Source organism: Labrys okinawensis (assembly GCF_047345005.1).
Lineage (GTDB): Bacteria > Pseudomonadota > Alphaproteobacteria > Rhizobiales > Labraceae > Labrys > Labrys okinawensis.
Genome location: NZ_CP178864.1, coordinates 4,858,864 through 4,881,576, shown reverse-complemented (window position 1 = coordinate 4,881,576; position 22,713 = coordinate 4,858,864). Strand labels below are relative to the sequence as shown.

The 22,713-nt window shown below is 64.7% G+C and carries 20 protein-coding genes and 1 pseudogene; 6 read left to right on the top strand and 15 right to left on the bottom strand.

Annotated features, from left to right (window positions below; genetic code table 11):
* Positions 1–15: 15 nt before the first annotated feature.
* The 5 genes from ACMDCR_RS22915 to ACMDCR_RS22895 all read right to left on the bottom strand — a co-directional run bounded on the left by ACMDCR_RS22915 (position 16) and on the right by ACMDCR_RS22895 (position 5,692).
* A complete protein-coding gene (locus tag ACMDCR_RS22915) occupies positions 16–450 on the bottom strand; it encodes an SRPBCC family protein (RefSeq protein WP_413988840.1) in 435 nt (144 codons plus the stop codon).
* A complete protein-coding gene (locus ACMDCR_RS22910) occupies positions 447–761 on the bottom strand; it encodes an ArsR/SmtB family transcription factor (protein WP_413988839.1) in 315 nt (104 codons plus the stop codon). The genes ACMDCR_RS22915 and ACMDCR_RS22910 overlap by 4 nt, the downstream gene beginning before the upstream one ends.
* Positions 762–903: 142 nt before the next feature.
* On the bottom strand, positions 904–4,362 hold the full coding sequence (locus ACMDCR_RS22905) for a chromosome segregation SMC family protein (protein ID WP_413988838.1): 3,459 nt from the start codon (positions 4,360–4,362) through the stop codon (positions 904–906).
* A 43-nt stretch (positions 4,363–4,405) separates the two neighbouring features.
* Positions 4,406–5,068, bottom strand: a complete 663-nt coding sequence (locus tag ACMDCR_RS22900; RefSeq protein ID WP_413988837.1) for a DsbA family protein — start codon at positions 5,066–5,068, stop codon at positions 4,406–4,408.
* A gap of 93 nt (positions 5,069–5,161) precedes the next feature.
* Entirely contained in the window at positions 5,162–5,692 is a 531-nt protein-coding gene (locus ACMDCR_RS22895; protein WP_413988836.1) for a DUF721 domain-containing protein, read from the bottom strand.
* A gap of 24 nt (positions 5,693–5,716) precedes the next feature.
* Between ACMDCR_RS22895 and mutY the strand changes: the two genes are divergently transcribed.
* The 3 genes from mutY to ACMDCR_RS22880 all read left to right on the top strand — a co-directional run bounded on the left by mutY (position 5,717) and on the right by ACMDCR_RS22880 (position 8,875).
* Entirely contained in the window at positions 5,717–6,781 is a 1,065-nt protein-coding gene (gene mutY, locus ACMDCR_RS22890) for an A/G-specific adenine glycosylase (protein ID WP_413988835.1), read from the top strand.
* A gap of 265 nt (positions 6,782–7,046) precedes the next feature.
* On the top strand, positions 7,047–7,508 hold the full coding sequence (locus tag ACMDCR_RS22885; protein ID WP_413988834.1) for a DUF4126 family protein: 462 nt from the start codon (positions 7,047–7,049) through the stop codon (positions 7,506–7,508).
* Complete coding sequence (locus tag ACMDCR_RS22880; RefSeq protein ID WP_413988833.1) at positions 7,505–8,875, top strand: FAD-containing oxidoreductase; 1,371 nt, start codon at positions 7,505–7,507, stop codon at positions 8,873–8,875. Before ACMDCR_RS22885 ends, ACMDCR_RS22880 begins: the two co-directional genes overlap by 4 nt.
* An 87-nt stretch (positions 8,876–8,962) precedes the next feature.
* On the opposite strand, the gene ACMDCR_RS22875 is transcribed toward ACMDCR_RS22880, so the two are convergent.
* Positions 8,963–10,132: a site-specific DNA-methyltransferase gene (locus tag ACMDCR_RS22875; protein WP_413988832.1), complete on the bottom strand. Its 1,170-nt coding sequence runs from the start codon at positions 10,130–10,132 to the stop codon at positions 8,963–8,965.
* A gap of 257 nt (positions 10,133–10,389) precedes the next feature.
* Here ACMDCR_RS22875 and ACMDCR_RS22870 point away from each other — a divergent pair, with 257 nt between their 5' ends.
* Complete coding sequence (locus tag ACMDCR_RS22870; protein ID WP_413988831.1) at positions 10,390–10,836, top strand: RbsD/FucU family protein; 447 nt, start codon at positions 10,390–10,392, stop codon at positions 10,834–10,836.
* Positions 10,837–10,868: 32 nt separating this feature from the next.
* Here the strand turns inward: ACMDCR_RS22870 and ACMDCR_RS22865 are convergent, their stop codons facing one another.
* Positions 10,869–11,468 carry a ribonuclease HII gene (locus ACMDCR_RS22865; RefSeq protein ID WP_413988830.1) on the bottom strand — a complete coding sequence of 200 codons (600 nt, stop codon included), beginning with the start codon at positions 11,466–11,468 and terminating at the stop codon, positions 10,869–10,871.
* A 176-nt stretch (positions 11,469–11,644) separates the two neighbouring features.
* Between ACMDCR_RS22865 and ACMDCR_RS22860 the strand changes: the two genes are divergently transcribed.
* Positions 11,645–12,112: a hypothetical protein gene (locus tag ACMDCR_RS22860; RefSeq protein ID WP_413988829.1), complete on the top strand. Its 468-nt coding sequence runs from the start codon at positions 11,645–11,647 to the stop codon at positions 12,110–12,112.
* Positions 12,113–12,208: 96 nt separating this feature from the next.
* Here ACMDCR_RS22860 and ACMDCR_RS22855 read toward each other — a convergent pair whose 3' ends face one another.
* A complete protein-coding gene (locus tag ACMDCR_RS22855) occupies positions 12,209–13,294 on the bottom strand; it encodes a PA0069 family radical SAM protein (RefSeq protein ID WP_413993694.1) in 1,086 nt (361 codons plus the stop codon).
* A 236-nt stretch (positions 13,295–13,530) separates the two neighbouring features.
* Between ACMDCR_RS22855 and ACMDCR_RS22850 the strand changes: the two genes are divergently transcribed.
* The gene (locus ACMDCR_RS22850) at positions 13,531–14,046 is read left to right on the top strand and encodes a glycosyltransferase (RefSeq protein ID WP_413988828.1); all 516 of its coding nucleotides are present in this window, start codon (positions 13,531–13,533) and stop codon (positions 14,044–14,046) included.
* 262 nt (positions 14,047–14,308) lie between these two features.
* Here ACMDCR_RS22850 and ACMDCR_RS22845 read toward each other — a convergent pair whose 3' ends face one another.
* From ACMDCR_RS22845 to uxaC, 7 genes and pseudogenes are all read right to left on the bottom strand, one after another.
* Positions 14,309–15,388 (bottom strand): ABC transporter ATP-binding protein, encoded by a 1,080-nt coding sequence (locus ACMDCR_RS22845; RefSeq protein ID WP_413988827.1) that lies wholly within the window; start codon positions 15,386–15,388, stop codon positions 14,309–14,311.
* Positions 15,389–15,552: 164 nt separating this feature from the next.
* A complete protein-coding gene (locus ACMDCR_RS22840; RefSeq protein WP_413988826.1) occupies positions 15,553–16,641 on the bottom strand; it encodes a Gfo/Idh/MocA family protein in 1,089 nt (362 codons plus the stop codon).
* Positions 16,641–17,678, bottom strand: coding sequence for a Gfo/Idh/MocA family protein (locus tag ACMDCR_RS22835; RefSeq protein ID WP_413988825.1), 1,038 nt, complete (start codon positions 17,676–17,678; stop codon positions 16,641–16,643). Before ACMDCR_RS22835 ends, ACMDCR_RS22840 begins: the two co-directional genes overlap by 1 nt.
* A 199-nt stretch (positions 17,679–17,877) precedes the next feature.
* The gene (locus ACMDCR_RS22830) at positions 17,878–18,753 is read right to left on the bottom strand and encodes a carbohydrate ABC transporter permease (protein WP_413988824.1); all 876 of its coding nucleotides are present in this window, start codon (positions 18,751–18,753) and stop codon (positions 17,878–17,880) included.
* Positions 18,746–19,609, bottom strand: a pseudogene (locus ACMDCR_RS22825) (carbohydrate ABC transporter permease); the annotation flags it as partial. The gene ACMDCR_RS22830 and the pseudogene ACMDCR_RS22825, both read right to left, overlap by 8 nt.
* A gap of 78 nt (positions 19,610–19,687) precedes the next feature.
* The gene (locus tag ACMDCR_RS22820; RefSeq protein ID WP_413988823.1) at positions 19,688–20,977 is read right to left on the bottom strand and encodes an ABC transporter substrate-binding protein; all 1,290 of its coding nucleotides are present in this window, start codon (positions 20,975–20,977) and stop codon (positions 19,688–19,690) included.
* A 160-nt stretch (positions 20,978–21,137) separates the two neighbouring features.
* Entirely contained in the window at positions 21,138–22,538 is a 1,401-nt protein-coding gene (uxaC, locus tag ACMDCR_RS22815) for a glucuronate isomerase (protein WP_413988822.1), read from the bottom strand.
* Between the last annotated feature and the right edge of the window lie 175 nt (positions 22,539–22,713).

Here is a 22,713-nt window from a genome sequence, read left to right as displayed (position 1 = left end):
GGCTTGGTTCTCCTCTCAGGCCGCTCGCAGCATCATGACGGATTCGTTCAGATTGGCGGCGGCGGGCTTCAGCACGAAGTCGCCATGGGTGATGCGCAGATGCGTGCCGCCATCGCGGATGGGGTCGAGCTCGAAGGTGACGACGCTGTCGAGCGTGCTCTCGCCGTCCTCCTCGCGCCAGGCATAGCACAAGCGGTGCGGGGGCTCGGCGGCCAGCACCGTACAGTCGACGCGGCCGGCAAGACCGCTCGCTTTGCCGTCGAAGCGCAGGCCTTCGCTCTTCTGCTCGAGCTCCATCGGCGCCAGCCAGGCGGCGACATAATCGGGGATGGTGAGCGCGCGCCAGACCTTGGCGGGCGGCGCTTCCAGCTCGCATTCGAAGACGAGATCCGGTGCCCGCTCTTCGCTCGTTCGGTCCTGGGGCATGGTCATCGGCGCGTCCTTCGTCATTGGTCCATATCCTTGAGCACGGCTTTGAGCCTTTCGATCCGCTCCGGCCAGAAGGCGCGGTATCGGTCCACCCAGTCGGCCAGCGGCGTTAGCGCCTGCGGCACCGCGCGGTAATGGGCGTTGCGTCCTTCGCGCCGCTCGGCCACGAGACCGGCCTGCCTGAGCACGGCCAGGTGCTGGGAGATGGCGGGCTGCGAGACGTCGAAGCCGGCCTTGAGCTCGGATACACTCATCTCCCGGCCTGCGAGCCTCTCGAATACGGCGCGGCGGGTGGGATCGGCGAGGGCGCGGAAGAGATCGGGATCGGTCATGGCTGATACATAAGCATTTACTTATGGATTCGACAAGGCGATTTTTTCCGGGTGCACGGGCATCTTGCCCGTTCTTGAACCGTGATGTTTGTCAATAAGGAAGAGACGGGCAGGATGCCCGCGCACCCGGGAAGCTCCCAGGCTACACCGCTTCCAGGAACTGTTCGGCTTCGCTCAGGCTCACCGAAACGAGTTGGCTCACGCCACGCTCGGCCATGGTGACGCCGAAGAGGCGGTTCATGCGCGCCATGGTGATGGGATTGTGCGTGATGGTGACGAAGCGCGTCTCCGTCTGCTGGATCATGCTGTCGAGCAGGTCGCAGAAGCGCTCGACATTGGCGTCGTCCAGCGGCGCGTCGACTTCGTCGAGGACGCAGATCGGCGCGGGATTGGTGAGAAAGACCGCGAAGATCAGCGCCATCGCCGTCAGCGCCTGTTCGCCACCCGAGAGCAGCGACAGGGTCTGCGGCTTCTTGCCGGGCGGCCGGGCCAGCATTTCGAGCCCGGCTTCGAGCGGATCGTCCGATTCGGTGAGCTGGAGTTCCGCCGTACCGCCGTCGAACAAAGTCTGGAAGAGGCGCTGGAAATGGCCGTTGACCACGTCGAAGGCGGCCAGCAGCCTCTCGCGGCCCTCCTTGTTGAGGCCGGTGATAGCCTGGCGCAGGCGCTTGATCGCCTCGATCAGGTCGTCTCGCTCCGCCACCATGCCGTCGAGCTGGCTCTGCACGTCCCGCTGCTCGTCCTCGGCACGCAGGTTGACGGCGCCGAGGCGCTCGCGCTCGCGCCTTGCTTCCTCCAGCGACCGTTCGACGTCCTTGCGATCGGGCATCGGCGCATTGGGCGCGAGATTTGCGAGCTTGAGGAGGCCGGTAGGCGCAACGTTCAGCGCCTCCTCTATTTCGGAGACGATCTGAGCGCGCCGTGTGCGCAAAGCGTCGAGCTTTTCTTCCGAACGGACCTGTTCCTCTCGTGCCTGGCTTAGCGCCACCAAGGCGTCGCGGCCCTGGCGGTCGCTCTGGGCAAGGCGGGTCTCGGCTTCGGCGAGGCGGTCCGCGGCTGTCTTGCGCGCAGCCTCGGCGATTTCGGTTTCGCTCATCAGGGCTCGGCGGCGGGCAGCGAAGACCATGGGTGCGTCGTCGAAGCCGGCACGCTCGACTTCCAGTTCTGTAAGGCGGCTGGTCAGCGTTTCGATCTGCGCTGCGCCTCCTTCCTGTCGATCCGCCCATGATCTGCTTTCCTGGCCGATGGCGGCGAGGCGCCGGAGGCGTAGCTCCCCCTCGCGCGCGAGGGTCTGCGCATGAGCGCGCGCCTCCGCAACGGCGGCGCGGCCTTGCGCGACGGCATTGCGCAGCTCCTGCAGGCGGGCATTGAGGACGATGCCATCGGGCAGGGAGACGAGAGCCTCGCGGGCGGCCTCGCAGGCTTCCTTTGCCTCGGCGAGATCGTCGCCGAGACGGTTGCCTGCCTCGGCAAGAGCGGACAGGCGGCTCGCAAGCTGCGCGGCCTGGCGCTCGGCGGCGGCGGCGCGCTCGCGCAACTGCTCGGCCTCGCGGTTGAGCATGCGCCAGGCGTCGCGGGCACTGCGCTCGCGCTCGCCCGCCTCGCGCAGGGCCGCCTGCGCAGCCTCTGCCGCCTGGCGCCTGGGCGTGACGGCCTCGCGCGCGGCTTCGGCTTCCTGCTCCAGCTCGGCCAGGCGATTGCGCTCGGCCAGACGCCGGGCCGCGGCGGAGGGCGCTTCGGCGGCGGCCACGAAGCCATCCCAGCGCCAGAGATCGCCTTGACGTGTAACGAGACGCTGGCCCGGAGCGAGCAGGCTCTTTAGGCGCGGGCCTTCGGTTTTCTCGACGATGCCGATCTGGGCAAGGCGGCGCTGGAGGCTGTCGGGCGCGCGCACGAAAGCGGCAAGCGGCTCGACGCCCTCGGGCAGCGCGGCGTCGCCGGCCCCCGGCTCGGCGCCCGACCAATGGGCGGGGGCGGCGAGATCGGTGGGCGCGTCGATGTCATCGCCGAGCGCCGCGCCGAGCGCCACTTCATAGCCCTTGGTGACTTTGAGCTTGTCGGCGATGGGCGGATATTTGGCCCCGGCCGGCGTTAGCACCAGCTTGGCAAGCGTACGCGCCTCGGTCTCCAGACGGCTGGCGATACGTTCGGCCTCCTGCAGCGGGCCGCGGGAGGCGGCCTCGGCCTCGCGGGCGTCGACATGCCGGGCTTCAGCCTCCACGGCGGCCTGCTCGGCCTCGCCCAGTCGCTGCTGGAGCGCGGCGAGTTCCTCCTGAAGGCTTTGCGCCAGGGCGGCGGCGTTGGAGCCGGCCTTCAGCGCGTCGCTCTCACGCCCCACTTCGGCGAGCTGGCGCTCTAGCCGCATGACGCGGTCGCCCGCCTCGCGTTCGCTGCGCTCGGCTTGGCTGCGGCCGGCCTGCAATTCGGCAAATTCGGTCTGCGCCTCGCCCATCGCCTTTTCCTGGGCGGCAAGGTCGCCTTCGGCGGACCGCAGGACTTCCTGGGCCTCCACGGCAAGATCGCCCGACGCTTCCTGCTCCTCTTTCAAGGCGGCTTCCTCGCCGGCGAGGCGTTCCAGCATTGTGCCGGCATCGGCGATCATCGCCTTTTCGCGGGTGATGTCGGCGCCGGCCTGGGTGATGCGGTGATCGAGCTCGATCTTGCGTTGTTCGGCCCGGCGCTCCTCCTGCTGCAGCGCGTCGCGGGCCGTCGTCAGGCGATGCAGCTCGGCGGCTGCCACTGATTCGGCCTCGCGCAGGGGCGGCATCTCATGGGCGGCGATGGCGGCGAGGCGCGCCGCCTCGGCCTGGGCGCGGGTGCGCTCGGCCACCGAGCGGATGTCGAGATCGAGACGCTTTTCGGCGTCGATCACCAGCCGGCCCGCCTCCTCGAAGGCGATATGGAAGAGCAGGGCCTCGGCCTGGCGGATCTCATTGGAGAGGCCGCGGTAGCGGGAGGCCTGGCGCGACTGGCGCTTGAGGCTGTCGAGCTGCGACTCGATCTGGGTCAACACGTCCTCGAGGCGCTCGAGATTGCTCTCGGCCGCCTTCAGGCGCAGTTCCGCCTCGTGCCGGCGCGAATGCAGGCCGGAAATGCCGGCCGCCTCTTCCAGGATGCGGCGCCGCGACTGCGGCTTGGCTGCGATCAGTTCGGCGATCTGGCCCTGGCGCACCATGGCGGGCGAGCGGGCGCCGGTGGAGGCATCGGCGAAGATGAGCTGAACGTCGCGGGCGCGCACTTCGCGCCCGTTGATGCGGTAGTTGGAGCCGCGGTCACGCTCGATGCGCCGCGAGATTTCGAGGAGGTCGACGTCGTTGAAGGCGGCGGGTGCGGTGCGGTCCTTGTTTTCGACCGTGAGGATCACCTCGGCCATGTTGCGCGCCGGCCGGTTGCCGGAGCCGCCGAAAATGACGTCGTCCATTTCGGCGGCGCGCAGGTTCTTGTGGCTGCTCTCGCCCATCACCCAGCGCAGCGACTCGACCAGGTTCGATTTGCCGCAGCCGTTCGGCCCGACCACGCCCGTCAGCCCGGGCTCGATCAGGAAATCCGTCGGCTCGACAAACGACTTGAAGCCGAGAAGCCTGAGCTTGGTAAGTTTCATTCGTCACCCCGCAACCAGGCCGTTGTCAGGGCGGAGGCTGCCTTCAGGACTTGAGGAACGGATCCGCAGTCTGGGAGAACTCATCCAGCGAGATCTCGCCGCTCTTTCTTACACCATTGATGAAGAAGGTCGGCGTGCCGTCGATATTGAAGACCTTTTCGCCGCGATCTTTCACCGCGTTCACGCCAGCATAGAGCGTCTGGTCTTTCAAGCAGGCCTGGAACTGTTCCTGTGTAAAACCCGATTGCTTGGCGATCTCGAACAGGGCCGGCAGCACCTGCTTGGCATTGTCGACGAAAGCCCAATTGTCCTGCTGGGCGAAGAGAACGTCGAGGACGGTGTAGTACTTGGTGGCATCGTTGTTGGCGATGCAGCGGGCCAGCATGAAGCCGGCGGTCGCGCGCGGGTCGAGCGGGAATTCGCGCATCGTCCACTGCACCTTGCCGGTATCGATGTACTTCTGCTTGATGGCGGGGAAGACGTCCTTGTCGAAGCGTGCGCAATGCGGGCAGGTCATCGAGGCATACTCGTAGACCTTGACCGGCGCGTCAGGCTTGCCGAGGGAGATATCGGGGATCGGGCCGGGAACGGCAAGTTCCAGCAGGCTGACCTTGTCGCCATCGGCGGCGAAAGCTGGCAGGGCCGGTAGCGCCGAGGTCGCCGCGAGGGCTGCGATCAGGGTACGGCGGTTAAGCATCGGGCTCATCGGCTCATCATGTCCTTCATTGGGTGCGCATGCACGCTGCAAACGTGCGGTACTTGAGCCGCACAATTATGGCAACAGGCAGACGAAACGGTTTCACGGAGCTGTGACCGGTTTTGATCCCCGCACCTGGCGGCCAAGGCGCTCCAACGCTTCGCGCAGGCCAGGGTCCTCGATACCCTTGAGGTCTTCGGCGAGCTTCCTGGCGGCCGCAGGGGCGAGTTCCGGCACCTTCGGCCGCTCGCGCCGCTCGGGATGCTCGACCGGTCCTTGCCTGAGGCGCAACTTGCCGACGCAGCGCCAGCCGAACACCGCATTGATGCGCTCGATGATCTGGGCCGCGCCCATCTCCACTTCCAGCGCGAAGGCGCTTTCCACCCGCAGAATCAGCGTTGCCGGCTGAGGGGCGGCCTCTGGCGCCTGTGTCTTGGCGCGCGGAGGCCACTGGATCTTCATGGGCTGCGACTGCTCGGCAAGGCGTGCGCCGACGATGTCGGGCCAATGGCCGATGATGTCGGCCGTGGCAAAGCCGCGCGCCTTCAGGGCGTCGGCGAGGGTGGGGCCGAGCAGGTCCGCGAAGGGGCGCGCTGAACGGCGCGGCTTGAAGTTTGAGGGCTTGTTGCTCATGGCCAAAATATGAAATGAGGAGCCATGCTGAATCCTGCGCCCTCCGAGGTCAAGTACTCTGACGCCCTGCTGGCCTGGTATGACAGGCATCGGCGGCGGCTGCCCTGGCGGGCCTTGCCCGGCGAGAAGCCCGATGCCTACCGTGTCTGGCTCTCGGAGATCATGCTGCAGCAGACGACGGTGAAGACGGTCGGGCCGTATTTCGCGACTTTCGTCGCGCGCTGGCCCACCGTCAGGGCCATGGCGGGGGATGATATCGAGGAGATCCTCAAGGCGTGGGCCGGGCTCGGCTATTATTCACGGGCGCGCAACCTCCATGCCTGCGCCCGCTTCGTCAGCGACAGGCTCGGCGGGCGCTTCCCAGATACGGTGGAGGGCCTGCGCCAGCTGCCGGGTGTCGGCGCCTATACGGCGGCAGCGGTCGCGGCGATCGCCTTCAACCGTCAGGCAGCGGTGGTCGATGGCAATGTCGAGCGGGTGGTGACGCGGCTCGAGGCGATCGAGACCCCGCTCCCGCAGGCCAAGCCCGCCATCGCTGAGATCGTCCAGCGACTGACGCCAGCAGACCGGCCAGGGGATTTCGCCGAGGCGATGATGGATCTCGGCGCCACCATTTGCACGCCAAAGCGCCCGGCCTGTGCCCTCTGCCCATACATGCCGTTGTGCCGGTCCCGCGCCGCCAGCACCCAGGAGACCTTCCCCCGCAAGGCGCCCAAGGCCAAGCGTCCCCTGCGCAAGGGCGCGGCCTTCTGGATCACCCGCCCCGATGGCTGGGTGCTGGTGCGCAAGCGCCCCGACAAGGGCCTGCTCGGTGGCATGACCGAGATTCCCTCCAGTATCTGGAGCGAGGATTTCGACAACGCCGGCGCCCTCGCGCATGCACCGCTCAGGGCGAACTGGCGCAAGCTGCCCGGCGAGGTGAACCATGGTTTCACCCATTTCGAGCTTGCCGTTACGGTCTATGCCGCCGATGCCCTGGTGAGCACCAAGGCGCCGCCCGATTGCCGCTGGGTGCGCCTCGCCGATCTCGACGGCGAGGCCCTGCCGACGGTGATGCGCAAGATCGTGGCGCTGGCGCGCGCCAAATAGGGCAACTCTCGGCCGTCTCCTGATGAGGCATTTCGGGTGCGTGCCCAACGTCCTTCTCCGATTCCCCGCTCGGCAATGGGACGTGGAGGCATATGCTTCACCAGATGGGAAAGAATAATTTATTCTTGACAACGATCTTCGAATTTTGCCGGAAGACAAATATTAACCTTGGGGTCCTTCTTGTGAAACGTTAGGTAAGTTCATTTTTCTCTTGCGTTTGTCGCTCCATCAGCCAGCATGAGGCCGTACGTGCAGTGGGGGTCCCATGTCATTTGTTGCCGCTTTGCTGATCGGCCTGGTCGCCGGTCTGCGCACCTTCACAGCTCCGGCGGCTGTGAGCTGGGCAGCCCATTTAGGCTGGCTTCCCCTCCAGGACACGCCCCTGGCTTTCATGGGCTACACGATCACGACGTGGATCTTCACCGTACTCGCCCTGGCCGAGCTCGTGGGCGATCAATTACCCTCGACGCCGAGCCGCAAGGTGCCGGTGCAATTCGCGGCTCGGATCATCAGTGGCGCCTTTACAGGCACGGCGATCGGCCTGGCAACCGGCCTCGGCCTGGTTTGTCTGACCGCCGGCATCATCGGCGCCGTGCTGGGTACGTTCGGTGGTCATGAATTCCGCCGCCGGCTCGCCCTCTTTTTTGGCAAGGATCTGCCGGCCGCACTGATCGAGGACGTTATTGCCATAGGCGCCGCCTTTTTGATCGTGAGGTTTCTGCTTTGAGCCGGACATTCGATGCCATCATCATCGGTGCCGGTCAGGCTGGGCCCTCGCTCGCCGGCCGTTTCAGCGCCGCGGGGCAGACGGTGGCGGTGATCGAGCGCAAGCATGTCGGCGGGACCTGCGTCAACACCGGCTGCATGCCGACGAAGACGCTGGTCGCCAGCGCCTATGCTGCTCATCTCGCCCGGCGTGCTGACGACTACGGCGTGGCGCTCTCAGGTTCTGTCGGCGTCGACATGAAGAAGATCTGGGCGCGCAAGCAGAACGTGACGATGGCTTCGCGCACCGGACTCGAGACCTGGCTCGGCGGCATGGCGGGCTGCTCCCTGATCCGCGGCCACGCCCGCTTCACCGGCCCGCATGCGATCGACGTGAATGGCGAGACCCTCACCGCCCCGAAGATATTCCTCAATGTCGGCGGGCGTGCCCATGTGCCTGAGTTATCGGGCCTTGGCGATATCGACTATCTCACCAACACCTCCGTCGTCGAGCTGGACACGCTGCCCCGGCATCTCGTTGTGATTGGCGGCAGCTATATCGCTCTCGAATTCGCGCAGATGTACCGCCGCTTCGGCAGCGATGTGACGGTGATCGAACGCGGCCCACGCCTGGCTTCCCGCGAGGATGAAGACATCTCCGCCGCCATCCGCGAGATCCTGGAGAAGGAGGGCATCGCCATCCGTCTGGGTGCCGAGGACATCCGCTTCAAGCGCCGGGGCGGGGAAGCGGCCGTGGTTCTCGGTGGAAGCGAAGAGATCCTCGCCTCGCATGTGCTTGTTGCCGTTGGCCGCGTGCCCAACACCGACGATCTGGGCCTCGACAAGGCCGGTGTCGCCACCGACAAGCGCGGCTTCATTACCGTCGACGACCAGCTGCGTACCAATGTCGAAGGCATCTGGGCACTGGGGGATTGCAACGGCAAGGGCGCCTTTACGCATACTTCCTACAATGATTACGAGATCGCCGCCGCCAATCTCTTCGACGACGATCCGCGCCGGGTGAGCGACCGCATCACCGCCTATGCGCTCTATATCGATCCACCGCTCGGCCGGATCGGCCTGACGGAGACAGAAGTGCGCAAATCCGGCGTCAAGGCGCTGATCGGCAAGCGCCCGATGACCCGTGTCGGCCGCGCGGTAGAGAAGGGCGAGACCCAGGGCTTCATGAAGGTGATCGTCGACGCCGAAAGCCACGCCATCCTCGGCGCGGCGATTCTGGGTGTCGGGGGGGACGAGGTCGTCCACGGCCTGCTTGACGGCATGTATGCGCATGCGCTGTCGAGCACCATCCAGCGCGCGGTGCATATTCATCCCACGGTGTCGGAACTGGTGCCGACGATGATCGGGGAAATGAAGCCGCTGGTGTGAAGAGTTCGGCCGAAGAATCGCTGGAGCTTCGGCTTCCAAAGCGTTTGCGATTTGAGTCGGCTTCTGCAGGCCGCGCTCACAGGAAACCTACCCTACGGTCGCCAGTTCCTTGCGTAGCACGGTCCTGAACTCGTCGATCAGACGCAGCTTCCCATCCTCGCGGTAGTGCCAGAAGGTCCAGCCATTACAGGCCGGCAGGCCTTGGGCGAGGGCGCCGATCTTGTGGATCGAGCCGACGATGTCGCCGAGCATGATCGAGCCGTCGACCCGCACGCGCGCCTCGTGACGGCCATTGGCGTCGGTGAGGATGGCGCCGGGCTGCAGCAGCTGGCGTTCGATCACGGTGGCGAAGGGGATGCGCGGTTCGGAGCGTTTCTCGGCCGGCGCCAGCATGGCGGCATCGTCTACCGGCTCGGCGAGGGCGATGCGCTCGCGGGCATAGGCGATATAGTCCGGATCGCGCTCGATACCGACGAAGTGGCGGCCGAGCTTCTTGGCGACGGCGCCGGTGGTACCCGAGCCGAAGAAGGGATCGAGCACGACATCTCCGGGGCGGGACGCCGCCAGCAGGATACGGGCGAGCAGGATTTCCGGCTTCTGGGTGGGATGAGCCTTGCGGCCATCGTCGCCCTTGAGACGTTCAGCGCCGGTGCAGAGCGGGATCAGCCAGTCGGAGCGCATCTGCACATCCTCATTGCCGGCCTTCAGCGCCTCGTAGTTGAAAGTGTAGCGCGAACCCTGGTCGCGCGAGGCCCAGATCAGGGTCTCATGCGCGTTGGTGAAGCGCTTGCCACGGAAGTTCGGCATCGGATTGGACTTGCGCCAGACGATGTCGTTGAGGATCCAGAAGCCGAGATCCTGCAGGCTCGCGCCGACGCGGAAGATGTTGTGATAGGAGCCGATCACCCACAGAGTTGCGTCTGGCTTCATCACGCGCTTGACCGCAGCGAGCCAGGCATTGGTGAAGTCGTCGTAATGGCGGAGCGAGGCGAATTTGTCCCAATCGTCGTCGACGGCGTCGACCATGGAATTGTCGGGACGCTGAAGATCCCCGCCGAGCTGAAGATTATAGGGCGGATCGGCAAAGACGAGATCGACGCTCTGCGCAGGCAGGCGATCGAGGGCTGCGATGCAATCCCCTTCGATGATGGAATCGAGGGGGAGAATCCCGCCCGGCGATGGAGCCGCGCGGGATTCACCTTTCTTCGACCCAGGGCTCATCCGGAGCATTGCCGCTCCGGTACGCGAGATACTCATGGGATACTCACACGCAACGCTACTCGAACTACGAGGGGAATCCTGGGCCCGTTTGGTAAATTCCGCGTTGCCATATCGAGAAAAATTGCGTGCCGGATCGGGACGAGTGTCGTAATTCTTCAGACCATAGCGTTTTACGATCTGCCGGGGTCGCTGGAATCGAAGACGCGTCGAACCACAGAGTGGGAACAAAAAGCGCTTTCGCCTGAACGCGTTTTGCTCTGGGGATGCCAAAAAGCCTGAAACGGGGAAGCCACATGCTCAAGAATATCGATCCGCTGCTCAATGCCGATGTGCTCTACGCCCTCAGGGCCATGGGCCATGGCGATACGGTGGTGATCTGCGACACCAATTTCCCGGCCGATTCGGTGGCCCGCGAGACGGTGCTCGGCGATCTCCTGCGCATCGACGGCGTGAGTGCGGCCCGGGCCGTGCAGGCGGTGCTGTCGGTGATGCCCCTCGACACTTTCGTCGATGATTCCGCCCGCCGCATGGAGATAGTCGGCTCACCCAGTGAAATCCCGCCTGTGCAGCAGGAAGTGCAGGCCGAGATCAACAAGGCCGAAGGCACGCCTTGGCCGATGACCTCGATCGAGCGCATGGAGTTCTACGAACACGCCAAGAAGGCCTATTGCGTGATCACCACTGGCGAACGGCGTTTCTATGGCTGCTTCATCTTCAGGAAAGGCGTAATCGCGCCCTGACACTGGGAGCGCGGACGTCCCTACGACACTCTTCAGAGTGTCGTAGGGACGTCCGCGCTCCCAGCGATATACGCCTTCAAGCGCCCGAATGTCCGCCGGTGATGCCGGCAGGGGCCGTGGGTGTCGATCGCCCTTGTGTGTTCGGCGGTGCCATAGCCCATATGGCGCTCGAAGCCGTAGAGCGGGAATTCGGCGGCGAGCTTCACCATCAGCCGGTCCCGCGTGACCTTGGCGATGATGGAGGCGGCGGAGATCGCCGGCACCAAGGCGTCGCCGTCGATAATGGCGCGGGCGGGCAGGTTCAGGCCATGCGGCACATCCTTGCCGTCGATCTCCACCGTCGTGGGACGCAGCGACAGGCCGCGCACGGCCCGGCGCATGGCATCGAGCGTGGCGCCGCGAATGTTAAGGCGCTCGATCAGGTCGGGGCTCGAAAAGGCCACGGAGACCGCGAGGGCGCTGCGCATGATCTCGACATAGAGTTCTTCGCGCCGGGCAGCCGTGATCACCTTCGAATCAGCCAGTCCCTCCGGCACATTGTCCGGATCCAGGATCACGGCGGCGGCCGATACGGGACCCGCGAGAGGGCCGCGGCCTGCTTCGTCCACGCCGGCAAGAAGTATCTTTGTCATGATCTGCCGTTAGAAGATTCCCCGGACGTGTTCCAGCCCCAAACTGCAATCGCCCGCGCATAATTCGTGACTTGCTTTGTGTCCGGGCCATGTCAGACTGGGGCTTCGTCTCGACAAGTCACAGGAATATTGTCTTTCAACCAGAGAACGGCTGACATCGCCGGGGATAGGTCTGGATGCAGGAACAGCTGAGCGAGGACGAAACCATGGCCGCCGAGCCTTCCGATTATCAGCCGCCCGCCGAGGTTGCTCCGACTCAGGTTCCTCCTGCCTCCAAGACGGGCCTTTTGAACGACCACGTCTTCGAACGGCTCGTCCAGGACGAGGAGGACGTCGTTGGGCTGCTCGCCTATTCGCTCTCCATGCAGAACAAGCGCGACTGGCTGCTCGCCTTCCACAAGGAAGTCGGCCGCGATCCGACGCCAGCCGAACTTGCCGCATACGACATCGGCGAGCGCATCGAGCGGCGCCTGGCGACCTACCGCAAGCTTGCCGAGCACGCCCTTTCGGGCAATGCCTTCTGGGCCTCGGCGACACTGACGCCGGTGAGCGAACTGCCGGGTGCCCCTGCGATCGAGCCCTCGACCCCTACGCCTGCGAAGCACGCCGGCAAGCAGGGCTGGTTCGGAGGCTCGAAACGGTAGTGTTCCCGGGTGCGCGGACATCTTGTCCGCCTTCCTGGAAACGAAACGCCGGGGAAAGAAAAGAGGCGGACAAGATGTCCGCGCACCCGGGAAATATCAAAACAGCGCCAGCTGCTCTCCCACCAGCACCGGGCGTGTGAAGAGATCGGCGCGCAGCTTCAGCCGGCGGGCGTTGATCCCGAGCCTTGCCGCCGCCAGCTCGAAGCGGCGGCCGATGGTCCAGGCATAGGGCCCCGTGCCGGTCATGCGCAGGCCCCACCGGGAATCGTAATCCTTGCCATCCCGGGCTGATTTCATCAGCGAGAAGACGTGCTTCAATGCATCGGGCCGATGCTCCGCCAGCCAGCCGCGCATCAGCTCCGACACCTCGAACGGCATGCGCAGCATGACATAGCCAGCCTCGCGGGCGCCGGCTGCATGGGCTGAATCGAGGATGCGCTCGATCTCGGCATCGTTGATCTTGGGGATGATGGGCGCCACCATCACGGTGACGGGAATGCCGGCATCGGCGAGCTGACGCATCGCCTTGAGGCGCAGCGAGGGCGTCGCCGCCCTGGGTTCGAGCGAGCGGGCGAGCTTGGCGTCCAGCGTCGTTACCGACAGTGCGACCTTGACGAGATCGCGCTTGGCCATGCGCGCGAGAATGTCGATGTCGCGCGTGATCAGCGCCGATTTGGTGACGATCCCGAGTGGATGGCTGGCGCGGTCCAACACCTCCAGAATGGAGCGCGTGATGCGGCGCTCGCGCTCAATCGGCTGGTAGGGATCGGTATTCGTTCCCATGGCGATGGTGCGCACCTCGTAGTTGCGGGCCGACAATTCCTTCTCCAGGAGGGCCGCGGCATTGGGCTTGGCGAACAGCCGGGTCTCGAAGTCGAGACCGGGCGAGAGGCCCATATGCGCGTGGGTCGGCCGGGCGAAGCAATAGACACAGCCATGCTCGCAGCCACGATAGGGGTTGATCGAGCGGTCGAAGGAGATGTCGGGCGAATCATTGAAGGTGATGATCTTGCGCGCCTGCTCGTCCTGCACCTGCGTCTTGATGGCGGGCAGGTCTTCGATCGAGTTCCAGCCATCGTCCTCGATGAAACGAGACAGGCCTTCGAAGCGGCCGCTGGCATTGGAGCCGGCGCCGCGGCCACGCCGCTTGTCGATGTCGACGACGGTGGTACCGAGCGGCATCGCCGAGACAAGAGGGTCCTTGATGATAGGCATGCCCATGGAAGCCTCCGGCAATCCGCATTCTCGAATCAAATCTCTCTGTTCTCATTAGAACAAAAAGAGAACATTGATGCAAGGGTGCCGAAAATGCCGATAATTTACGCAAAAGCGGTAGGCCGGACCTCTGCCGAATTCGCATGGCGCGTGATATGCGGTCGCCTCGAAAATCGTCGCTTTCACCGAATTCCGATCCTTCCATGATCAGTGTCGTCATCGCCGCCAAAGACCAGGAATATCTCCTGGCCGAAACGCTCGCCGCCCTCGTTCCGGCTGCCGCCGATGGCTTCGTGCGCGAGGTGGTGGTGGCCGATGGCGGCTCGTCGGACGGCACGCGCATGGTGGCCGATGCGGTGGGCTGCATGATTGTGGACGGAGAGGCGGAGGCCGGCCTCAAGGCGGCGCGGTCCGATTGGGTGCTGGTGGTGGCGCCGGGGGTGCGCCTGGAAGCCGATTGGTTCCGCGAAGCCGCTATCGCCATGCAGCGCCTGCAGCGAAGCCGCAGCAAGCCCGTGGCGATGCTGTTCCGCGGGGCGATCGACGATTATGGCTGGCAGGCGAGGGGACGCGAACTGGCGCTGAAACTGTCACGTTCCAGCCGCCGCAAACAAGCCGTGCTGGCCCCGCGCAAGTCGCTGCTGGAAGGGCAGAAGCTGGCTGTCTATGCCCTCAGGGCGCGGGCGTTCACGGGGGGGATTACCCTCCCGCCGGAGTGAGACGCTGTGGCTGGGAGCGCGGACATGTTGTCTGCCCGTTGGAATGCCGCGTTGGTTGGATGGGAAAAAGCGGACGAGGACGTCCGCGGTCCCAGCCACCGCGCTTCGCCAGCAAAGACTTTGTCCTGATCAGCGGCTTTCCGTGCTGCAATTTTTGTCAGGAAGGCGCAGTGGCTGGGACCGCGGACGTCCTCGTCCGCTTCTTCCTTTCCACCGAGCGTGCTGTTTCCAAGAGCAGGCGAGACGCCTGCGGTCCCAGGTATTACCGCGTCAGCGTCGCGCCCTGATTGTCGAACACGTGGCAGATCGCAGGATCGATGCGCAGCGGTACGCTCTCGCCGTGATGCACGCGCAGTTGCCCGGCTGCCGCCACCGTGAGGTTCTCGCCGCCTGCGGTGGTCGCGTAGAGCACGGTGCCGCCACCGAGATGCTCGACGAGGTTGATCTTCACGTCCCCCAGAGCCTGGCCCGCTTCGCCGCCGACCTGGATGTGTTCCGGCCGCACGCCGAAGGTCACCGAATCGCCCAACCTGGCGCCGGGGAGCGGGGAGCTGAGGCGCACATTGCGGCCGGCGACCTCGATGGCGTCGCCCGCTCCGGCGAGGCGCGCCGTGAGGAAGTTCATCTTGGGCGAGCCGATGAAGCCGGCTACGAACTGGTTGGCCGGCGCGTTGTAGAGGTCGAGCGGGGCTCCAACCTGCATGATGTTGCCGTCGCGCAGCACCACGATCTTGTCGGCCATGGTCATCGCCTCGACCTGGTCATGGGTGACGTAGATCATGGTGTTGCCGAGGTCCTGGTGAAGTTTGGCGATCTCCACGCGCATCTGCACGCGCAGTTCGGCGTCGAGATTGGAAAGCGGCTCGTCGAACAGGAAGATCTTTGGCTCGCGCACGATGGCGCGGCCAATGGCGACGCGCTGGCGCTGGCCACCGGAAAGAGCCTTAGGCCGTCGCTGCAGATAGGTGTCGATTTTAAGGATCTTGGCCGCCTTCTGCACGCGCTCCTCGATCTCGGCGCGCTTGTAGCCGGCGGTCTCCAGGCCGAAGGCGAGGTTCTTGTAGACGCTCATATGCGGGTAGAGCGCGTAGGACTGGAACACCATGGCGATGCCCCGCTTGGCGGCCGGCACCTCGTTCATGCGCTCGCCGTCGATCAGCAATTCGCCGCCCGAAATCGGCTCGAGGCCGGCGATCATGCGCAGCAAGGTGGACTTGCCGCACCCCGAAGGGCCGACGAAGACGGTGAACTCGCCGGGATCGATGGAAAGGTCGATGCCGTGCACCACCTCCAGCGTTCCGTAGCGCTTCACCACCTTGTTGAGCCTGATGCTGGTAGACATCGCGTCCTCACAATGGTCGGGTCGACCTTACGGCCGACATGCCAAGCAAACGTGGAGTGGCGGTCTCCGACCGCCATCTTTCTTCTCGACAGATGTTTCGTTTCCAGGAATGGCGGTCGGAGACCGCCACTCCACTTCGGCGTCTGTGGGCCAACCGATCATACTCACTCCGCCGCTTCCTTCTCGTCCGGCCGCCAGCCCCGATATTTCGGGTGATCCGGCCCGAGCGGCAAGGCGACATCCCTGCCGGTCTCGGCCGAATGATAGAAGGCCGTCGCCAGCTCCAGCGAGCGGCGGGCATCGGCGACCGTGACAGGGTTCGGCCCGCGGCCATCCAGGGCCTCGTGGAAGGCATCGAGCTGACCGAGATAACGCCGGCCCACCTGCTCGTAGTCCTTGAGCAGGGTCTCGATCTCCGCCGCCACCTCGTCGTTGGCGGGCAGGATCTGCCACGGCTCGTCGCCAGGCGAATAGACCTCGCCGCCGCTCTCGAAGGTGACGTTCTCGAACATCAGGCGCAGCCGGCTGATCTCGTTCTGCGAGCCGAGCGTGGCGCTGAGAGCAACGAGAGCGCCGCTCTCCATCTCGAGCGAGGCAGCGACGCAGTCTTCCACCTCGATGGCGTTCACACGCGTTGTCGCGCGGGCGAAGAGCTTCGACACCGGCCCCATCAGATAGTTGAGCATGTCGTGCTGGTGGATGGCATGGGTCATCAGCACGCCGCCAAGTTCCGTGGCCCATTTGCCGCGCCACTTCACCTCATAATAGGCGGGCGTGCGCTTCCAATGCGTCTCGACCGTGCCGAGATAGGGCTTGCCGGCGATACCGGCCTCGACGATGCGCTTCGCCTTCTGAACGCCATCGCCATAGCGATACTGGAACACCGGCATCAGGAGGCGCCCGCTCTTCTTCTCGGCTTCGGCGAGCAGGTCGACATCAGCGATGGAGCCGGCCAGCGGCTTTTCGCAGACGACATGCTTGCCGGCGGCCAGCGCTTTCATGGAGAGGTCGACATGCGTGGCGGGGGGAGTGCCGAGGTCGATGACATCGATGTCCTCGCGGGCGAGAAGCTCGTCGAAGGAACCGGTGCGGGTGGGCACGCCGAACTCATCGGCCACTGCATGGAGGCGCTCGCTGTTCAGATCGCACACGGCGGCGAGGCGCCAGCGTTCAGGGCGCGGCACGATGCCCTCGACGATGTGGTTGCGGCCGACATTGAGGCCGACCACGGCGATGGACTTGATCTCGCTCATCAGGCTGCCTCCCCGCGCTTCATCTGGATGCCACTGGCCTCGGCGACCTGCTGTGCCCTCAGGGCGATCTCCATGGCCTTGAAGCAGCGCGCCTGTGGCATCGCCGTTTCGGTGCGGTCTCTGATATCGGCGAGGAACTGGCGGCCATAGGGCAGCTCGACGCTGGAGCAGTCGATATGGTGCATGCCCTGGCGGTCGGTGAGGAAGAGGTGGTCGCCGCCCGCCCGGCCAGCGACGTCGATATATTTGCGCAGCTCGATGGTGCCCTCGGTGCCGACGATGAAGAGTCGGCCATCGCCCCAGACCGGCAGGCCGTCCGGCGTGAACCAGTCGATCCGGATGTAGCCGGTAACGCCACCGGGCGTGCGCAGATGGACATCGCCGACATCCTGCAGGCCGGGCTTGTCGGGATTGGCGCGATTGCCGACCGAGGCGGAGAGTACCTCGGCATTATCGGCCCCCGTGAAGAACAGGAACTGCTCGAACTGATGGGCGCCGATATCGACGAGGATGCCGCCATAGCGTTCGCGCTCGAAGAACCAGCCGGGGCGCTGGGCCTTGCGGATGCGATGCGGGCCGAGGCCGGCAATGGTGACGATGTCGCCGATGGCACCGGCTTCCACGAGTTGGCCGGCCTTCACCGTGGCCGGCACCTCGAAATGCTCGGAATAGAGGATGGAGACGATGCGCCCGGTCTCTGCCTGCGCCCGCTTCACCGCAACAAGCTGGTCCATGCTGGTCATGCCCGGCTTGTCGAGCATGACGTCCTTGCCGTGGTGCATGGCCTTGATGGCGATCTCAGCCCGGTCGCCGGGGATGGCGGCGCTGACAATGACCTCGACCTCCGGATCCTCGTAGAGGCGCTTGGCCTCGGCGATGCGCGGGATGTCGGGGTAACGGGCGGCAAAATCGGCGGCGAGATCGTCTTCGAGCGCATGGAAGCCGATGCAGGTGCCGCCGGCCCGGCGCAGGGCTGCGAGTTGGCCGTTGATGTGATCGTGATTGATGCCGTCGATGGCAAATCTTACGGGATTCATATCGATTGTCTCATGATGAAATGTCATTGCACACTTGGTCATCCCAAACGCGATGCGGCGCGAAGCGATGCGTCGCAGATCCGGGACCGATCGCGGAATAATGCGCCAATCTCTTGACGGTCCCGGATCTGCGCCGCATCGCTTCGCGCCGCATCGCGTCCGGGATGACTCCGTGGGCAATTCGCATGGCCATCCCTCCTCAACGCTTCATGCCGGTGGTGGCGATGCCTTCGATCAGGAGGCGCTGGAAGAACAGGAAGATCAGGAAGATCGGGATCAAGGAGAGAATCGACATCGCGAACAGCGCGCCCCAGTCGGAAGCACCGCTGGCATCGACCATCGAGCGCAGGCCGAGCTGCACCGTGTAGGTGTTGATATCGTTGAGATAGATCAGCGGCCCGAAGAAGTCCTCCCAGGTCCAGATGAAGGAGAAGATCGCCGCGGTGGCGAGCACGGGCACCGACAGCGGCAGGATGATCTTCCAATAGATGCGCCAGGCGCTGCAGCCGTCCATCTGGGCGGCCTCGTCGAGTTCACGCGGGAGACCGCGGAAGAATTGCACCATCAGGAAGATGAAGAAGGCGTCCACCGCGAAAAATTTCGGCACGACCAGCGGCAGCCAGGTGTTCACCCAGTGGATATGCTGGAACAGCACATATTGCGGGATCAGCGTGACGTGATACGGCAGCATCAGCGTGCCCAGCATCAGCGCGAACCAGAAGCGCTTGCCGAAGAATTCGAGCCGCGTGAAGGCAAAGGCCGTGACCGAGGCGGCCATGACATTGCCGATGGTCGCCAGCACGGCGATCACCAGGGAGTTGAGGAAGAAGGTGCCGAAACTCACCTGCAGGCCGAACCAGCCCTTGCCATAGGCGTCGACCGAGACCTGGGAGGGGATGAGCGATACCTGGTCGCCGAAGATGTCGTTGGCGGGCCGGAGCGAGCCCGAAAGCATCCACAGGAGCGGATAGAGCATCACGAAGGAGAGGGCGATCAGCACGACGTGCATCAGGGTGGAGCGCAGGATCGAGCGCTCCGGCGTCATGTCGGGGGAGGCATGCGCGGCATCAGTCATCGTAATGCACCCAGTAGCGCGACGTCAGGAAGGAGAAGGCGGTAAAGACGGCGATGATCAGCACCAGGATCCAGGCCAGCGCCGAGGCATAGCCCATGCGGAAATAGCTGAACGCCTCCTGGTAGAGGTAGAGCGTATAGAACAGGGTCGAGTTGATCGGGCCGCCGCTTCCCTCGGAGATGATGAAGGAGGGCGTGAAGGCCTTGAAGGCTTCGATGGTCTGGATGACGAAATTGAAGAACACCACCGGCGTCAGCAGCGGCAGGGTGATTTTGAAGAATTGCCGCGCCTTGGAGGCACCGTCGAGGCTGGCGGCCTCATACATGTCCTGCGGTATCTGGCGCAGGCCCGCCAGAAAGATGATCATGGGCGAGCCGAACTGCCACACCGACAGCACCACCAGCGTGTAGAGCGAATAGCGCGGGTTGGAAATCCAGCTCGGTCCGTTGATGCCGACATAATAGAGCAGGGAATTGACGAGGCCGTCGGCGGCGAAAAGCTGACGCCAGAGCACGGCGATGGCGACGGAGGAGCCGAGCAGCGAGGGCAGATAGAAGACCGCCCGGTAGATCGGCAGGCCGCGTATGCCACGGTTGAAGGCCATGGCGAGCGCCAGCGCGAAGATCAGCTTAAGCGGCACCGAGAGCACCACATAGAGCAGGGTGACTTTCATCGCCGCGGCGAATTTCGGGTCGGCGGTGGCGATGCGGACATAATTGCCCGCACCGATGAAGTTGGGGCTCTGCAAGAGGTCGTAATCGGTGAACGACAGATAGAGCGAGGCCAGCGCCGGCCCGAGCGTCAGGCCAAGAAAGCCGAGCAGCCAGGGCGTCAGGAACAGATAGCCTGCCGCGTTCCGGCTCAGCCACCCTGGCGCGTAAGTCTGCTGCCGGCCTGCCGATGCGACGCTTGCAGAGGGAACGGACATCGCGGTTTACCCCCGCTTGAGGATCGACTCGGCTTCCGTGATGAGTTGCGTGCCGCCATCCTCCGGCGTGGTCGAGCCGAAAGCCACTTCCTGGCTGAGGCGCTGCAGCACGAAGGCAACCTCGCCGGCACCCTTGGGCGGGGAAGGCGGCAGGGGGCTGACATAGGGATCGAGCTTGCCGATATAGTCGACCATCTGCTTGCTGGTCTCATCGAGCGAGGGCGTCACCAGGTCGCGCACCTTGGGCGAGGCCGGCACGCCGCGCTCCACGCCGAGGGCCTTGACGCCTTCGGGCACCTTCACCGTGAAGTTCGCGAGCTTCACCGCCAGTTCCGGCGCCTTGGAGGAGGCAGAGATCGACCACATCTGCGAGGGCTTGTAGTAATGCCCGGGCTTGCCGCCGCTGGTGACGGGATAGGCGGTGATGCTGAGCTTGGTCTTGCTCAGCGCCTGCGCGCCGATGAACTGATTGGCGTGCAGGAAGCTCAGCGCTGCCTTGCCGAGCGCCAGCGGCGAGGTGTCGAGGGTGAGCTTGTCGAGCGCCTGGATGTCGGCGGTGACGCAACCGCCGGCGTCGCGCAGCGCTCCCCACATCTTGAACCAGTCGGCGGCATCCTTGGCGTCGAAGGCGAGCTTGCCGTCATTGTCGTAGAGCGCCTTGCCGCGCTGCCGGAGCCAGAGCTCATAGGCCGGCTCCACGCCGCTGGCATCGCAGGCGGCGTAGAAGTTCCGGCGCTTGTTGCCTTTGGCAAAGGCGGCGCATTTGGAGGCGAAGTCCTCCCAGTTCGTGCCGAGCGTCGGCGGCTCGGCGCCAGCGTCCTGCCAGGCCTGCGCATCATAGGCGACGGCCGAGGAGTTCACGCCGAGATTGATGCCGTAGAGCTTGCCGTCGACGCTGCAGGAATCGAGGTTCGGCTTACCGAAATCAGCAATGTCGAGGCTCTTGCCGAGATACTCGTCGAGCGGGATGATTGCCCCGCGGCGGGCATATTCGAACAGATAGCGGTAATCCATCTGGATCAGGTCGGGCGCGTTCTGGCCGGCGACCTGGGTCGCGAGGCGGGGCCAGTAGTCGCTCCAGCCTGCTGATTCGGTTTTCACATCGACGCCGGCATTGGCGGCCTTGAAGGCATCGACGGCCTTGTTGCTGCGGTCGGCCCGCTCCTGCGAACCCCACCAGAAGGCACGGATCTGTTTGACGTCCTGCGCCCAGGAGGGGCTGCCGAGGAGAGCAGAGGCAGCAAAGCCCACGCCTGCCCCGAGAATGGTACGGCGATTAACGAGATGGTCACTCATCAATTCTCTCCCTGTGTCGGGTCGTTTCCGTGTCTGATCTTCTTCTTGGTATTCTTCGTTGTTCCGTTTGGATGCCAATCCTGCCGGATTGTTTCCAGCCGGACCAGCGCAATCCTTCCCACGCGTCTTCTTCACGAGATGGCGGCAACACCGCTGCCATTCAGAGCTTGTACGCTTTCTTGGCGAGATTGTAGGCGAGATCCGCCGCCACCTCATAAGCTTCATCCTCGTCCAGACGGTGGTCGGCGACGAGGCGGGCGAGGTAGGAGCAGTCGACGCGGCGGGCCATGTCGTGACGGGCGGGTATCGACAGATAGGCCCGGGTGTCGTCGTTGAAGCCCACCGTGTTGTAGAAACCTGCCGTCTCCACCGCGAGTTCGCGCGCCCGGCGCATGCCTTCGGGACTGTCGAGGAACCACCAGGGTGGCCCGAGCTTCAGGGCCGGATAGTGGCCGGCGAGCGGGGCGAGTTCACGGCTGAACACCGTCTCATCGAGCGTGAAGAGGATGACGGTCATGCCGGGCTCGTTGCCGACGGCATCGAGGAGCGGCTTGAGCGCCCGCACATAATCCATGCCCACCGGAATGTCGGCGCCGATATCGGTGCCGAAGCGCTGGAAGAGCAGGGGATTGTGATTGCGGTAGGAGCCGGGATGGATCTGCATCACCAGCCCGTCATCGAGGCTCATGCGCGCCATCTCGGTGAGCATCTGCGCGCGAAAGAGTTCGGCATCCTCCGGCGTGGCCGGCCCGGCGAGCACGCGGGCGAACAGGGCTTCGGCTGCCGCGGTGCCGATATCGGCGGTGCGGGCGCTGGCATGGCCGTGATCGGTCGAGGTGGCGCCCAGCGACTTGAAGAAGGCGCGGCGCTCGCGATGGGCGGCAAGATAACCCTGCCAGGTCGCCGGCTGGCCAGTCATCGCGAGCAATGTTCGCACGCCCTCATGGAAGCCGGCGCGTTCGGGATCGACGACGACATCAGGGCGATAGGCGGGGAGCACGCGGCCTTTCCAGCCGGAGGCCAGGATCTGCTGATGCGACTTCAACTCGTCGATGGCGCTGTCGGTGGTCGAGATGGCCTCGATATTGAAGCGCTCGAACAGGGCTCGTGGCCGGAACTCCGGCGTTCCCAGGGCCTCGGCGATAGTGTCGTAGAGGCGGTCTGCATTGCCCGGGCCCAGGCGTTCGGTGATGCCGAAACAGCGCTCCAGCGAATCTTCAAGCCACAGCCGGCTCGGCGTGCCGCGGAAGAGATACCAGTGACCGGCGAACAGTCGCCAGATCTTGCGCCCATCCGTCTCGACCGGAGCGCCGTCCTTGGCGGGTATGCCAAGGTCCTCCAGCCGCACGCCCTGCGAATAGAGCATACGGGTAACGTAATGGTCGGGCTTGACGAACAAGGTCGCCGGATCGGGGAAGGGCTCATCCTCCGCATACCAACGCGGGTCGGTATGGCCGTGCGGCGAGAGGATCGGCAGGCCGGCAACGCTGTCATAGAGGCGCCGGGCGATGCCCCGGGCACTCGCTTCGATCGGAAAAAGCCGGTCTGGATTCAGTGCCATGCTGGGCGTTGCCCTTTTGTGGGTGGCGTATCCTCTTGACGAAGGCTTTAACACTAAGATACTAGTGTGTCAAAATCTGAAGAGTTCGATCGAAAATTTGCGCGGGGGCCGAGGTTTCGGAGATTTTCGGTCAGGCTGCGATCAAATGGCCCGCTATCGGGCCGATCCGGGGCAG